General features: G+C 73.0%; 14 protein-coding genes. 2 read left to right on the top strand and 12 right to left on the bottom strand.

Annotated features, from left to right (window positions below; translation table 11 throughout):
- The 12 genes from ACFVU3_RS39670 to ACFVU3_RS39615 form a co-directional block, all read right to left on the bottom strand.
- On the bottom strand, positions 1–1,115 hold a 1,115-nt coding region (locus ACFVU3_RS39670), incomplete at its 3' end, for a homocysteine S-methyltransferase family protein (RefSeq protein ID WP_390073661.1).
- Positions 1,112–2,095, bottom strand: coding sequence for a carbohydrate kinase family protein (locus tag ACFVU3_RS39665; protein ID WP_390073660.1), 984 nt, complete (start codon positions 2,093–2,095; stop codon positions 1,112–1,114). The genes ACFVU3_RS39670 and ACFVU3_RS39665, both read right to left, overlap by 4 nt.
- Positions 2,096–2,097: 2 nt before the next feature.
- Complete coding sequence (metK, locus tag ACFVU3_RS39660; protein WP_390073659.1) at positions 2,098–3,306, bottom strand: methionine adenosyltransferase; 1,209 nt, start codon at positions 3,304–3,306, stop codon at positions 2,098–2,100.
- The gene (locus ACFVU3_RS39655) at positions 3,303–3,554 is read right to left on the bottom strand and encodes a phosphopantetheine-binding protein (RefSeq protein WP_390073658.1); all 252 of its coding nucleotides are present in this window, start codon (positions 3,552–3,554) and stop codon (positions 3,303–3,305) included. The genes metK and ACFVU3_RS39655 overlap by 4 nt, the downstream gene beginning before the upstream one ends.
- A gap of 11 nt (positions 3,555–3,565) precedes the next feature.
- Positions 3,566–4,009: a holo-ACP synthase gene (gene acpS / locus ACFVU3_RS39650; RefSeq protein WP_390073657.1), complete on the bottom strand. Its 444-nt coding sequence runs from the start codon at positions 4,007–4,009 to the stop codon at positions 3,566–3,568.
- 1 nt (position 4,010) lies between these two features.
- Entirely contained in the window at positions 4,011–4,865 is an 855-nt protein-coding gene (locus ACFVU3_RS39645; RefSeq protein ID WP_390073656.1) for a hypothetical protein, read from the bottom strand.
- A 63-nt stretch (positions 4,866–4,928) separates the two neighbouring features.
- Positions 4,929–5,822, bottom strand: a complete 894-nt coding sequence (locus tag ACFVU3_RS39640; RefSeq protein WP_390073655.1) for a diiron oxygenase — start codon at positions 5,820–5,822, stop codon at positions 4,929–4,931.
- 23 nt (positions 5,823–5,845) lie between these two features.
- On the bottom strand, positions 5,846–6,889 hold the full coding sequence (locus tag ACFVU3_RS39635) for a class I SAM-dependent methyltransferase (RefSeq protein WP_390073654.1): 1,044 nt from the start codon (positions 6,887–6,889) through the stop codon (positions 5,846–5,848).
- Complete coding sequence (locus tag ACFVU3_RS39630; protein ID WP_390073653.1) at positions 6,886–7,737, bottom strand: class I SAM-dependent methyltransferase; 852 nt, start codon at positions 7,735–7,737, stop codon at positions 6,886–6,888. Before ACFVU3_RS39630 ends, ACFVU3_RS39635 begins: the two co-directional genes overlap by 4 nt.
- A gap of 137 nt (positions 7,738–7,874) precedes the next feature.
- Positions 7,875–8,417, bottom strand: a complete 543-nt coding sequence (locus ACFVU3_RS39625) for a MaoC family dehydratase (RefSeq protein ID WP_390073652.1) — start codon at positions 8,415–8,417, stop codon at positions 7,875–7,877.
- A 101-nt stretch (positions 8,418–8,518) separates the two neighbouring features.
- Positions 8,519–9,688 (bottom strand): trans-sulfuration enzyme family protein, encoded by a 1,170-nt coding sequence (locus ACFVU3_RS39620; protein ID WP_390073651.1) that lies wholly within the window; start codon positions 9,686–9,688, stop codon positions 8,519–8,521.
- 94 nt (positions 9,689–9,782) lie between these two features.
- A complete protein-coding gene (locus ACFVU3_RS39615; protein WP_390073650.1) occupies positions 9,783–11,219 on the bottom strand; it encodes an MFS transporter in 1,437 nt (478 codons plus the stop codon).
- A gap of 164 nt (positions 11,220–11,383) precedes the next feature.
- Between ACFVU3_RS39615 and ACFVU3_RS39610 the strand changes: the two genes are divergently transcribed.
- On the top strand, positions 11,384–12,082 hold the full coding sequence (locus tag ACFVU3_RS39610; protein WP_390073649.1) for a hypothetical protein: 699 nt from the start codon (positions 11,384–11,386) through the stop codon (positions 12,080–12,082).
- Between the two features lie 346 nt (positions 12,083–12,428).
- Positions 12,429–13,643, top strand: coding sequence for a Cmx/CmrA family chloramphenicol efflux MFS transporter (locus ACFVU3_RS39605; RefSeq protein ID WP_390073662.1), 1,215 nt, complete (start codon positions 12,429–12,431; stop codon positions 13,641–13,643).
- Positions 13,644–13,707: the final 64 nt, after the last annotated feature.

Raw genomic sequence — 13,707 nt, 5'->3', positions numbered from 1 at the left:
CGGATCTGGTCCCGCGCCATCTCCACACAGTCGTCCCAGCGGCCCTCCAGCATGGCCTCGCGGAACTTCTTCGACCCGTTCGCGTTCGTCCGCTCACCGATCGCCAGGTACGACGTGTCCTGCCGGAACGGCACGTGGGAGTAGAGCGAGGAGGCACCGGCCTCGTGCTCCGGGCGCCGGTCCAGGACGGCGGCGCCCCGCACCCGGTCGACGATCGCCCGCAGGTGCTCGGGGGTGGTGCCGCAGCAGCCGCCCACCAGCGCGGGGCCGTAGGCGCGTACGAACTCCTCCTGCGCGTCGGCCAGTTCCTGCGGACTCAGCGGATAGTGGGCGCCGTCGGAGGTGAGGACGGGCAGGCCGGCGTTGGGCATGACGGAGATCGGGATCCGGGCGTGCCGGGACAGGTGCCGCAGGTGCTCGGCCATCTCGGCGGGGCCCGTGGCGCAGTTCAGGCCGATCATGTCGATGCCGAGCGGTTCGAGCGCGGTCAGCGCCGCGCCGATCTCCGAGCCGAGCAGCATCGTGCCCGTCGTCTCGACGGTGACCTGCACGATCACCGGCAGGTCCACGCCGACCCAGTCCAGGGCGCGGCGGGCGCCGACGACGGCCGCCTTCGTCTGGAGCAGGTCCTGCGAGGTCTCGATGAGGAGGGCGTCCGCGCCGCCCCGGATCAGGCCCTCCGCGTTCTGCTGGAAGGCGTCCCGGAGGGGCTCGTACGTGACGTGGCCGAGGGTCGGCAGCTTCGTGCCGGGGCCCATGGAGCCGAGGACCCAGCGGGGGCGGCCGTCCGTGGCCGTGTGCGCGTCGGCGGCCGTACGGGCGATCCGGGCGCCGGCCTCCGACAGCTCGTACACCTGGTTCTCGATGCCGTACTCGGCGAGCGCGGAGAGGTTCGCGCCGAAGGTGTTGGTCTCGACGCAGTCCACGCCGACCGAGAAGTAGGCGTCGTGGACGGAGGCGACGATGTCGGGGCGCGTGAGGTTGAGGATCTCGTTGCAGCCCTCCAGCTGCCGGAAGTCCTCCATCGTCGGGTCGGCGGCCTGGAGCATCGTGCCCATCGCCCCGTCGGCCACCACCACGCGGGTCGCGAGCTCCTCGCGGAGGGAACGCCTCATGCCAGCCCCCTCAGACGCGTGACGAGCGCGGCCGTGCCACCCACCCCGTACGTCGTCCTGATCCGGTCCAGGAGGGAGTCACGGTGCAGCCGGTACTCCTGCGTCCCCACGGAGCCGAGGACGGTCGCCGCGACCGCGCAGCCCAGCTGCGCCGCGCACCGCTCGGGCACGCCCCACAGCGTCCCGGCGAGGAAGCCCGCCCGGAAGGCGTCGCCGACGCCGGTCGGGTCGGCGACCCCGTCGGCCCGCACGGCCGGGACGGCGAGCGTGTCGCGGTCGGCGCCATGGATACGGACGCCCGCCGCGCCGTGCGTCGTGACCCAGGCTCCGACCCCGCGCAGCACCTCGGCCTCGCTCCAGCCGGTCTTCTCCAGGAGCAGGGCCGTCTCGTACTCGTTGGTGAAGAGGAACCGCGCCCCGTCCACCAGCTCCCGCACCTCCGCGCCGTCGAGCCGCGCCAGCTGCTGCGAGGGGTCGGCGGCGAAGGGGATCCCGAGGTCGCGGCAGGCGCGGGTGTGCCGGAGCATCGCCTCGGGGTCGTCCGGGGAGACCAGGACCAGGTCCAGCCGGCCGGTGCGCGCGACGACGTCCCGCAGGTCGATCGCGCGCGCCTCGGCCATCGCCCCCGCGTAGAAGGTGGCGATCTGGTTCTGGGCCCGGTCGGTGGTACAGACGAAGCGGGCGGTGTGCAGGGAGGCGCTGACCCGTACCGAGTCCGTGTCGACGCCGTGGTCCTTCAGCCAGACCCGGTACGGCTCGAAGTCGGCGCCGACCGCGCCCACGAGGACCGGGCGCAGGCCGAGCACGCCGAGTCCGAAGGCGATGTTCGCTGCCACTCCGCCGCGCCTGACCTCCAGGTTGTCGGCGAGGAACGACAGGGAGACCCGGTCGAGCCGGTCGGCGAGCAGCTGCTCGCTGAACCGGCCGGGGAAGGTCATCAGATGGTCGGTCGCGATGGAACCCGTGACAGCGACACGCATGATCAGACCTCCGCCGCCTTCTTCAGGGCGTCGGCCCGGTCGGTGCGCTCCCAGGTGAAGTCGGGCAGCTCGCGGCCGAAGTGGCCGTACGCGGCGGTCTGCGCGTAGATCGGGCGGAGCAGGTCGAGGTCGCGGATGATCGCCGCCGGCCGCAGGTCGAAGACCTCCGTGACGGCGGTCTGGATCCGCTCGACGGGGACGGTCTCGGTGCCGAAGGTCTCGACGAAGAGGCCGACCGGCTCCGCCTTGCCGATCGCGTACGCGACCTGCACCTCGCACCGGCGCGCCAGCCCCGCGGCGACGATGTTCTTGGCGACCCAGCGCATCGCGTACGCCGCGCTGCGGTCCACCTTCGACGGGTCCTTGCCGGAGAACGCGCCGCCCCCGTGCCGGGCCATCCCGCCGTAGGTGTCGATGATGATCTTCCGGCCGGTCAGGCCCGCGTCGCCCATCGGACCGCCGACCTCGAAACGCCCGGTCGGGTTCACCAGAAGGCGGTAGCCGTCGGACTCCAGGGGCACGCCCTCCTCGGCCAGCTCCTTCAGGACGTGCTCGACGACGTACTCGCGCACGTCGGGGGTGAGCAGGCCCTCGACGGAGATGTCGGCGGCGTGCTGCGAGGAGACGACGACGGTGTCGAGGCGGACCGGGCGGTCGCCGTCGTACTCGATGGTGACCTGCGTCTTCCCGTCGGGCCGCAGGTACGGCACGGTGCCGTCCTTGCGGACCTCGGCGAGGCGGCGGGCGAGCCGGTGCGCGAGGGCGATCGGCAGCGGCATCAGCTCGGCGGTGTCGTCGCAGGCGTAGCCGAACATGAGGCCCTGGTCGCCGGCGCCCTGCGCGGCGAGCTCGTCGCCCGCGCCGCCGACCCGGGACTCGTAGGCGGTGTCGACGCCCTGCGCGATGTCGGGCGACTGGGCGCCGAGGGAGACGGACACCCCGCAGGAGGCGCCGTCGAAGCCCTTGGCGGAGGAGTCGTAGCCGATGTCGAGGATGGCGTCCCGCACGAGCTGGGCGATCGGCGCGTAGGCGGTGGTGGTGACCTCGCCGGCGATGTGGACCTGGCCGGTGGTGATCAGCGTCTCGACGGCGACGCGGGCCCGCGGGTCCTGGGCGAGGAGCGCGTCGAGGACGGTGTCGCTGATCCGGTCGGCGATCTTGTCGGGGTGGCCCTCGGTGACGGACTCCGAGGTGAAGAGGCGCCCGCTCATGCCTGCACCTCCACCGGGGCCTGGAAGAAGTGCTGCTCGATGGCGGCGAGGGTGCGGATGGCGTCGACCTCCAGGGTCTCCATCTGGATGGAGACGCCGCTCTCCTGTTCGAGGAGGAAGACGAACTCGACGAAGGAGAGGGAGTCGATGAGCCGGTTCTCGATGAGGTCGAGGTCGGGGGCGATGTCCTGGCGCTCCGGGTGGCGCTCCAGGATCCAGTTTTTGACCTGCTGCAGGCCGTCGGCCATGGGGGATCTCCTCAACTCGGTTGCGTGGGTGGGGTGTGGGCGATGATCGGGGCGGCGACCGCCACCGCGTAGTCCACGTCGTGGCTGATGGACACGGTGATCTCGGCGATGCCGGATCCGGCGGCCATCTCGGCGGCGGCACCGTGGAGTTCGACGAGCGGCCAGCCGCCCTCGGAGCGCCGCACCACGATGTCCGGCCAGGGCAGGAACCTGCCCCTGACCCGTAAGGTCTTGAAGGCCGCTTCCTTGGCCGCGATCCGTCCGCACAGGCTCAGCACGTCGAGCCCGGTGGAGGTGCGGCAGTCGGCGAGTTCGCCGGGGGTGAGCATCCGCTCGAAGAAGCGCTCCCCGTACTGCGCGAGGAGCCGGCGGACACGGTTGACGGACACGATGTCCATGCCGAGGTTCGCCCAGCCCAGGCCGCCCGCCGGCGGGGCGACGGGACGGGCCGGCACGTCAGGTCACCGGCCCGGCCGCGTCCAGGACCGCCCGGGTCGCCGCCTCCCAGCCGCCGTGGCGGCGGGTCAGCGCGGACAGCCACCGTTCGAGGCCGAAGGCGACGCAGCTGGTGAAGGCCGGGCCGCCGGTCGAGGCGAGCGTGATGGCGCAGCGCTCGCCGAAGAAGTTCCGGTGCGTGTTGACCGAGGCGATCGCCAGGTCCTCGTACAGGAACTCGTACTTCACCGGGGTGAGCCGCTGGAGGAGCGCCTTCGAGCCGCCCTTGTCGAAGAAGGGGTCGCAGGCGGCCTCCTTCCGCAGGCTCAGGCCCACCGCCTCCGCGAAGGCGTCGACGCGGGCGGTGAAGGCGGTCAGATGGTCCTCGGCGTGCGCGCGGGAGCCGATGGCGACGATCTCCCGCATGCGGAAGCCGAGCTGGCGGCGCATCCCCTCGTAGTGGGTCTCCTTGCGGAAGCACCACGAGCAGACGGTGACGAGGGTGTCGTCGGCGACCTCCCGGCCCTGGTGGTCCAGGTAGACGGCGTAGCAGGAGGCGGAGGGGAGGCCGAGGCCGGCCGGTTCGAGGGAGGCCGCGGGCCAGTGGCCGCGGTCGCCGTCGAAGGGGGTGGCGAGCCGCCGCTCCAGGTCGAGCGGGGCGGCGAGGACGGCCTGGTGGGGGAAGTTGTCGTAGTAGTCGAGCCGCGCCAGGTCGGCGGCGGGCAGCAGCGGGGGCATGGTCATCGGGCGGGCGCCCGCGGCGACGCCCCAGCGCTCGAAGGTGTCGTCGAGGAGCCGCAGCAGGCGGGTCCCCTCCGGTCCCAGGGACGGCAGGCCCCTGGTCGCCCCGACGGTCTCGGGGGTGGTCACGGTCATGGTCGGTGCACCTCTCGGTGAGGGCTCGCGGGTGGGGGCTCCCGGGTGCGGGGCCCGGCGGTCTCAGAGGACGGGCAGGCTGTCGTCGGAGAAGATCCCGGTCTTCAGGAAGAAGGCGAGCGGCTTGCGGATCGCCTTGCGCTCGTGGGCGCGGCGGGCCGGGTCGGCGATCAGGGCGTTGCGCAGGCCGAGCGGGTCGGGGATGCCGGCGTCCTTGTACACGTGGGGGTTGTAGAGGGAGTTGACGCTGTAGACGACGTACCGCTTGAGGTACGCCTCCACCTCCCGGACGCGGCCGGCGGGCACGGCCTCGCACATGCGCCGGTACAGCAGGGAGACGAGTTCGCGGCCGAAGGCGATGTGCCGGGACTCGTCCTGGTGGTGGATGCGGTTGACCTCGCGGATGGTGTGGCAGAGCGAGGTGTCCCTCGCCATCCGGGAGTTGTAGTGGTCGACGAGCTCCTCGAAGAAGAGGATCCGGGTGAAGACGAGGAAGTTCTCGACCTCGGGTTCCCAGGCGGCGTCGGCGCGCATGGCGGTGGAGCCGTAGATCTTGTGGCCGTAGCGGCGGCAGAACTCGGAGAAGAACCACATGTGTTCGTTCTCCTCGCCGATGAAGTGGTGGAAGAAGTCCGAGGGGATCTCGAAGCCCGGCATGTGGATGCGGCCGACGACCTCGATGAGGAGTTCGCGGATGCCGTGCACGTTGAGGCTGTAGAAGTTGACCGACTCCCACTTGGAGAGGCGCTGAAGCGTTTCCTCGCCGAGGGCGTCGTAGTGCTCGGTGCCGTGGACGGTGAGCAGCTCCGGCGTCATCCAGAAACGGTTCTCCTCCAGGGTCTCGGGCCACTGAAAGGTCTGGTACGGGTTGTAGTAGTCCTCGACCGAGCGCTCGCTGAGGCGGCTCAGGACCTCCATGAAGCGGTCGGTGACGGGGAGGGGGGCGGCGACGCCCATGGTCTCGCTCCTTCGGCGTTCGGTTACGGGCGGACTTCGTAGACCGCGTTGACGGGGGTCTCGGCGGCGCGCCGCCAGCGGGTGAAGCCGGCCTCCCCGGCGATGGACCGGAACGCCTTCTCGCCGGAGTGGTTGCCGAGGGCGTGCGGGCCGCGCTGGGCGACCGCCACCGGCAGGCACATCACGGCGGACAGGGCCATGAACATGCGGGCGGCGGGCGTCTGGGTGTCGACGTCCCGCGGCGAGACGTTGGACTCCACGAGCATCCAGGTGCCGTCCGCGTCCAGGGACTTGTGGACGTGCTGGGCGGCGGCGACCGGGTCGCCCATGTCGTGCAGGGCGTTGAAGAAGCAGACCAGGTCGTAGCCGGTGCCGGGGTAGTCGTCGGCGGAGGCGACCTCGAAGACGACCCGGCCGGAGAGACCGGCCTCCTCGGCCAGCTCGCGGGCGATCGCGATGGCCTCCTCGGAGTAGTCGAAGCCGTGCACGGTGGCGTTCGGGAACGCCTTCGCGATGAGGAGGGTGGTGTGCCCGACGCCGCAGCCCACGTCGGCGACGGTGCCTCCGGCGGCGAGCTTCTCCGTGACGTCGTGCAGGGCGGGCAGCCAGTCGGGGACGAGCTTGTGCTCGTACGTCGGCTGGAAGAAGGAGCCCATGCCGGTGTCGAGGGCCGCGTCGTGCTCGGCCCAGCCGACGCCGTCGCCGGTGCGGTACGCCTCCACCAGCAGGTCCTCGGTGGCGTACAGCGCCTTGAGGGCGGTGAAGAAGCCGGCGGCGTAGGTCACGGCCTTCGGGTCGGCCAGCACCTCCGCGTGGTCGGCGGGCAGCGTGTACGTGAGCGAGCTCGGGTGCCGCTCGACGTACCCGGCGGAGAGCTGGGCGTGCAGCCACTCCTCCACGTACCGCTCGTCGGTTCCGGTGCGCTCCGCGAGCGCGGCGGCGGTGAGCGGGCCCCCGGCGGCGAGCGCCCGGTAGAGGCCGAGACGCTCGCCGAGGGCGACGGTCAGGCCGCGGACGGCGGCACCCGCGTCGGTGATGACCTTCTGGTGGAAGTCGTGGGCGCTCACGCGGCCACCTCCTCGTCGTGTCCGGGCGCGCCCGGCAGGTCGCAGGTGAACAGGAAGGAGCGGGGGACGCCGGGGACGGTGCGGGCGGGGACCGGGTACGGCCAGCGGTCGAAGTCGGCGCCGGCCTCGCCGGGCTGCCGCACCTCGCGGACGGACCAGCCGCAGTCGGCCAGCAGCGCCTCGGGCTCCTCGGTGCCGAAGAGCCACGGGTTGCCGTCCTCCTCCAGCGCCTTCATGAAGCCGCGGGCGAGCGGGTTGGTGAGGGCCGACCGGGAGATGACGTCGCCGAGCAGCACGGAGCCGGGCGCGGAGCGGGCGGAGAGCGTGCCGATCAGGGTCCGCACGGCCTGCTCGGGGAGGAAGAAGAGCAGGCCCTCGACGACCCAGAGGACCGGCTCGCCGCTCTTCCAGCCGGCCTCCTCCAGGGGGCCGGTCCAGTCCTGGGTGAGGTCGACGGGGACGGCGACGCGGCTGCGGCCGGCCGGCCGCGGCTCGCCCTCCAGCATCCGGGCCTTGGCGTCCAGGAGCGCGGGACGGTCGAGCTCGTAGACGGTGACGCCGTCGGGCCACGGCAGCCGGTGGAAGCGGGTGTCCATGCCGGCGGCGAGGAACACGACCTGGCGGATGCCGCGCTCCCGGACCGTCCGGACGATCGCCCGGTCGAGGTAGGTGGTGCGGATGGCGAGGAACGGCACGATGCCGCCGCCGTCGTAGCGCTTCAGCAGCTCGAAGCCGATCTCGTCGGCGACGGTGCGCGCGTAGGGATCGGCGAACAGCCGGTCCTCGCGCTCGGTCTCCAGGGCCCGCGCGGCGGCGGTCCACTGGGCGGTGCGGGATACGGCCTCCACGGGAGGTCCCCCTTCGGTCGGTTTCCGGTGGTCGGACGGTCGGTGGCGCGCCGGCCGGCGGGGCCGGACGGCGGCGGTGGGTGTGCGGTGGGTGGTGCGGACGGCCGTGTTCAGGGCCGGACGGGCATACGGACCCGTCAGGCGGTCACGACCGGGACACAGACCTTGGCCCGGGCGCCCGTACAGCCGACGGGGTCCTCGGCCGCGGGCATCGACGACGGATGCGCGGCCTCGGTGCCGTCGGGGCGCCGGCGGAAGATGCTGTGCAGGATCATGCTGAACACGGCCGTCCCGTCGGCGGCCACGAGCGTGCACCGCGGTTTCACGGTGCCGGTGGCGGGGTTGAACGGCGACGGGGTCGCGCCGAGGATCTCGACGCGGGCGGTCAGGACGTCGCCGGGGCGGACGGGGCGCAGGTAGCGCACCTCGTCGATGCCGGGCGAGCCCAGACAGGCGCTGTAGGCGAGCAGGCCGTCCACGTACCGCCGCATGAAGAGCGACTGGGTGTGGAAGCCGCTCGCGATCAGGCCGCCGAACGGCGAGTCCTTCGCCCGCTCCGGGTCCGTGTGGAAGGGCTGCGGGTCGAAGCGCCTGCCGAACTCCAGCACCTCCTCCGCCGTGACGGTGACGGCGCCCAGTTCATGGACGTCGCCGGGCCGGAAGTCCTCGAAGTAGCGCATCGCGCGGCCCCCTTGACCTAGGAGTCTCTACGTTTCCTGGCATCACCCAATCTACGAATCGACCATTTATTTTGTCAACCCAAAAGAAGCTCGAACCGGCCTCAGCGCAGGGCCTGTTCGACGTCGGTCCAGAGGTCCTCGACGTCCTCGATGCCGACCGACATCCGCACGAGCCCGGGGGCGATCCCCGCGGCCGCGAGGGCGTCCGCGTCCAGCTCGCGGTGGGAGGTGGACGCCGGATGGGCGACAAGCGTCTCCACGCCGCCGAGCGAGAGCGCGAGCTTCGCGAGCCGCACCCGCTCGATGAAGGCCCGGCCCGCCTCCCGGCCCCCCGCGAGCTCGAAGGAGAGCAGCCCGCCGCCACCGTCCAGGACCTTCCGGGCGGTGGCGTACGAGGGGTGGTCCGGGCGCCACGGGTAGTGGACGGCCGTGACGCCGGCGCGGTCCGCGAGCCGCTCGGCGAGGGCGGCGGCGCCGGCGCAGTGCTCGCGCATCCGCAGGGGCAGCGTGGGGATCCCCCGGAGGGTGAGCCAGGCCGCGAACGGGTCGGCGCAGGCGCCGAGTTCGACCGTGCGGGGCCACACCCGGCGCCGCAGCCCGTCGTCCGCGAAGACGGCCGCGCCGCCCAGGACGTCGGAGTGCCCGGAGAGGTACTTGGTGGTGGAGTGCGCGACGATGTCGGCGCCGAGCTCCAGCGGGCGGCAGAGCACGGGCGAGGCGAGCGAGTTGTCGACCAGGCTGGTCACCCCGAGGGTCCGGGCGGCGGCGAGCAGCCCGGGGAGGTCCGGGACCCGGCCGGTCGGATTGGCGATCGTCTCCAGGACGAGGAGCCGGGTGGCCGGGTGCACGGCGGCGGCCTCGAACTCGGCGGGGTCGTCGCCGGAGATCCGGACGACCTCGATCCCGTACCGCCCGGCCAGGTCGGCCAGGACGGCGTGCGTCCCGCCGTAGAGGCAGCGCTGGGCGACCACCCGGTCGCCCGGCCGGAGCAGCGCGAGCAGCACACCGCTGATCGCCCCCATCCCGGAGGCGAAGGCGATGGCCCCCGCGCCCCGCTCCAGGCCCGCGAGTGTCTTCTCCAGGGCGCGGACGGTCGGGTTGCCGCGCCGGCCGTAGACGTACCGCCCGTCGGGGCCGGCCATCGCCTCGGCGAGTTCGGCGGCCGAGTCGAAGGCGAAGGCGGAGGACTGCACCAGGGGCACGGAGAGCGGCCGGCCGCCGTCGGGAAAGGGTTCGTTGACGACGTGCACGGCACGGGTGTTCAGTTCCACGGGGTTCCCCTTCTGCGGACGGAGAAGGGGCCGCCCGACGTCCGGGACGGACATCGGGCGGCCCCTTCGGGGTGGGACACGGCCGGAGGCCGGTTCAGGCGGAGACCTTCTCGCCCTGCGGGGCGGGGGCGCCCTCCGCGGCCATCACGGCCTTGTCGCTCTTCATCACCAGGAGGGTGACGACACCGCCGACGGCGGCGATGACCGCGGCGCCGACGAAGGCGGCCGAGAAGCCCTCGGTGAGCTTGGGCAGATTGCCGAGCTGGTCGGCGCCCTGCGACATGGCGACCGCGGTGAGGGCGGCGAGGCCGAGCGCGGAGCCGACGTTGTAGGTGGTGTTGACGATGCCGGAGGCGAGACCGGCCTGCTCCTGCGGGGCGCCGGACATCGCGGCGATCATCGCCGGGATGTAGGCCAGGGACATGCCGAGGGCGGCGACCAGCGAGGCCGGCAGGACGTCGACGAGGAAGCTGCCGGTGGGCTCGACGGCCGCGAGCCAGACCAGGCCGGCGGCGAGGACCAGCAGACCGCCGCCGATCAGCGGCTTGGCGCCGACCTTCATCATCAGACGGGAGGTGATGGCCGTCATGAAGATCATGAGGAGCACGGTCATCGGGAGCAGCGCGGCACCGGAGGCGAAGGCCCCGTAGCCGAGGACCTGCTGGAGGTACAGGTTGAGGAAGTACCACATCGGGATCCACGCGGCGCCGAGCAGCGTCATCGCCAGGTTGGCCGAGCCGAGGCGCGGGACCCGCCAGACGCTGAGCGGCATGAGCGGCTCGCGGACCGACTTCTGGATCACGAGGAAGAGGACCAGGAGGACGGCGGCGCCGGCCAGCTGGAGGACGGTGGCGGTGGCGCCCCAGCCGACCTCGGGGGCGCGGACGACGGCGAAGACGGCGAGCGCGAGACCGGCGGTGACGGCGGCGGCGCCGAGGACGTCGACGGAGCCGCGGCGGGACCCGACCTCCGGGAGGAGCCTGGTGGCGGCGAGGGTGGCCAGGCCGATCGGGATGTAGATGATGAAGACCCACTGCCAGGCGGCCCACTCGGTGAAGACGCCGCCGAGGAAGACGCCCGCGGTGCCGCCGGCCGGAGCGGCGGCGCCGTAGAGCGCCATCGCCTTGCCGAGCTCCTTCGGGTCGTGCATGAAGAGCATCATCAGGAGGGTCATCGCGGAGGGCGCGATGAGCGCGCCGCCGACGCCCTGCACGGCGCGGCCGGCGATCTCGACCCAGGCGGTCTGCGCGGCGGCGGCGAGCACCGAGCCGGCGATCATCACGGCCCAGCCGGTGACGAAGATCTTGCGGGCCCCGACGAGGTCGGAGAGGCGTCCGCCGAGGAGCAGCAGGCCGCCGAAGACGATCACGTAGGCGTTGAAGACCCACTGGAGCTCACCCTGGGAGAAGCCCAGGTCCTTCTGCATCTCGGGGAGCGCGACCCCGATGATCGAGGTGTCCATGATGACCATGAACTGGGCGGTGGCGAGCACGAGGAGTGCCCACCAGCGCCGGGGGTTGACGTTTGACATCGCACTGCCCTTCACTCGCGGCCGACCGGTGGCCTGGGCCGTTCACATACCCCTGGGGGGTACCTTCGCGGAGCACCGTAGCATACCCATGGGGGGTATGTAAGAGTGAGATGAGCGCCCGCTTCCGCCAGGGTTCCGGCCCCCCGGAGGGGCACAATGCGCCCATGACCGCAACCGAGGAAGCCGCCCCGCGCGACCAGGACCAGGACCTGCTCCGGCGCTGGAACGCCACCCTGCTCGCCGCCCGCGCCGGCCGGGAGGGCCCCGACCCCGCCCCGTACGGCCGCAACCTGCTGGCCCGCTGGGCCGAGCCGCAGCGGCGCTACCACACCACCGCCCACCTGCGGGCGGTCCTCGACCGCATCGACGAGCTCGCCGACCAGGGCGGCGAGGGCGGGGAGCTCGAACTCGTCCGCCTCGCCGCCTGGTTCCACGACGCCGTGTACCGCCCCGACCGCTCCGAGAACGAGGAGCGCTCCGCCGCCCTCGCCGAACGCGCCCTGCACGAGGCCGGGCTGACCGCCCACGAGGTGGCGGAGGTGGCCCGCCTGGTCCGCCTCACCGTCACCCACGACCCCGACCCCGGCGACCTCAACGGCGAGACCCTCTGCGACGCGGACCTGGCGATCCTGGCGAGCGGCCCCGATACCTACCGGGGGTACACGGACGCGGTCCGCGAGGAGTACGGCTTCGTCCCCGACGACGCCTTCCGCGGCGGCCGCGCTGCCGTCCTGCGCCAGCTCCTCTCCCTGCCCCGCCTCTTCCGCACCCCGTACGGCGCGGCGGTGTGGGAGGCGAAGGCGCGGGAGAACCTGGAGAAGGAACTCACGGAACTGACCTCAGCCGGCCCCGCGCCGGTCTAGGGCCCGCACCGGCGCGGAGGGGCCTTCCCGGCGGAGGGACCGCCCGATCCCCCGGCCCCCCGGCCCCCGCGGAGGGCCCCCGGCCCCCCGGCCCCCGCGGAGGGCCGCCGGCCCACGTGGAGGGCCCCCGCCGAGGGGCCTCTCCCTCCGCGCCCGGGGCAACCGGAAGGCCCGCGCTCGTCACGGCGCGGACGGACGCGCAGGCCGGCGAGGCGTGCGGCACCTCACGTCCCGTATCGCGAGACGAACCGGAAGATCCGGAATGACAGGGACGAAACACCGGTTGACCCATGTCATGCCGTCTCCCTCAGCCGAGCCCGTCCCCCCGCCCGCCCCCACGTCCCGGATGCCCCTGGCCGTCTACATCCTGGGTCTCTCCGTCTTCGCACTGGGCACCAGCGAGTTCATGCTCTCCGGCCTCCTGCCGCCCATCGCGGAGGACATGGGCGTCTCCATCCCTCAGGCCGGACTCCTCATCTCCGCCTTCGCCATCGGCATGGTCGTCGGCGCCCCGCTGCTCGCCGTGGCGACGCTCCGCCTCCCCCGCAAGACCACCCTGGTCTCCCTGATCACCGTCTTCGGCCTCGGCCAGGTCGCCGGCGCGCTCGCCCCGAACTACGGGATCCTCTTCGCGTCCCGCGTGGTCAGCGCCCTCGCCTGCGCCGGCTTCTGGGCCGTCGGCGCGGCCGTCGCCATCGCGATGGTCCCGCGGAGCTCCCGGGCCCGCGCCATGGCCGTCATGATCGGCGGCCTCTCCATAGCCAACGTCCTCGGCGTCCCCGCCGGCGCCTTCCTCGGCGAGCACCTCGGCTGGCGCTCCGCCTTCTGGGCCGTCGGCGCCGCCTCCGCGATCGCCCTCGTCGGCGTCGTCACCCGCATCCCGCACCTCCCCCTCCCCGAGACCAGGCCCCGCCTCAAGCGGGAGCTCACGATCTACCGCGACCGCCAGGTCCTGCTCTCGATCGTGATCACCGCCCTCGCCGCCGGCGGCGTCTTCTGCGCCTTCTCCTACCTGGCCCCGCTCCTCACCGACGTCTCCGGCCTCGACAAGGGCTGGGTCTCCGGCGTCCTCGCCCTCTTCGGCATCGGCGCCCTGGTCGGCACCACCATCGGCGGCCGGGTGGCCGACGCGCACCTCTTCGGCGTGCTGCTCAGCGGCATCGCCGCCTCCACGGTCTTCCTGGTGGCCCTGGCGTTCCTCGCGTCCAGCCCGGTGGCGACGGTCCTGCTGGCCTTCCTCCTCGGCGTCTCCGCCTTCTACACCGCACCCGCCCTCAACGCCCGCATGTTCAACGTGGCCGGCGCCGCCCCCACCCTCGCCGGCGCCACCACCACCGCCGCCTTCAACCTCGGCAACACCGGCGGCCCCTGGCTCGGCGGCACCGTCATCGACGCCGGCCTCGGCTACGCCTCCCCCGCCTGGGCGGGCGCGGCGATGACCGCCCTGGCCCTCGTGACGGTCGCCGTCTCCCTGCGCCTGACCCGCCCGGGGACGTCCCGGGTGGTCATGGGCGCCCAGGCGGCCCCCGCGGAGGCGGAGCCGGCCGAGCGCGCGAGCTGACCCCGGGCACGGGGACCGCGCCGGCCGCGGGACGCGCGAAGGGCCGCACCGTCCGGTGCGGCCC

Origin of the sequence: Streptomyces sp. NPDC058052 (genome assembly GCF_042885515.1) — a bacterium.
GTDB lineage: Bacteria > Actinomycetota > Actinomycetes > Streptomycetales > Streptomycetaceae > Streptomyces.
The sequence above is the reverse complement of the archived record's forward strand: the minus strand, read 5'-3'. Positions and strand labels throughout refer to the sequence as shown.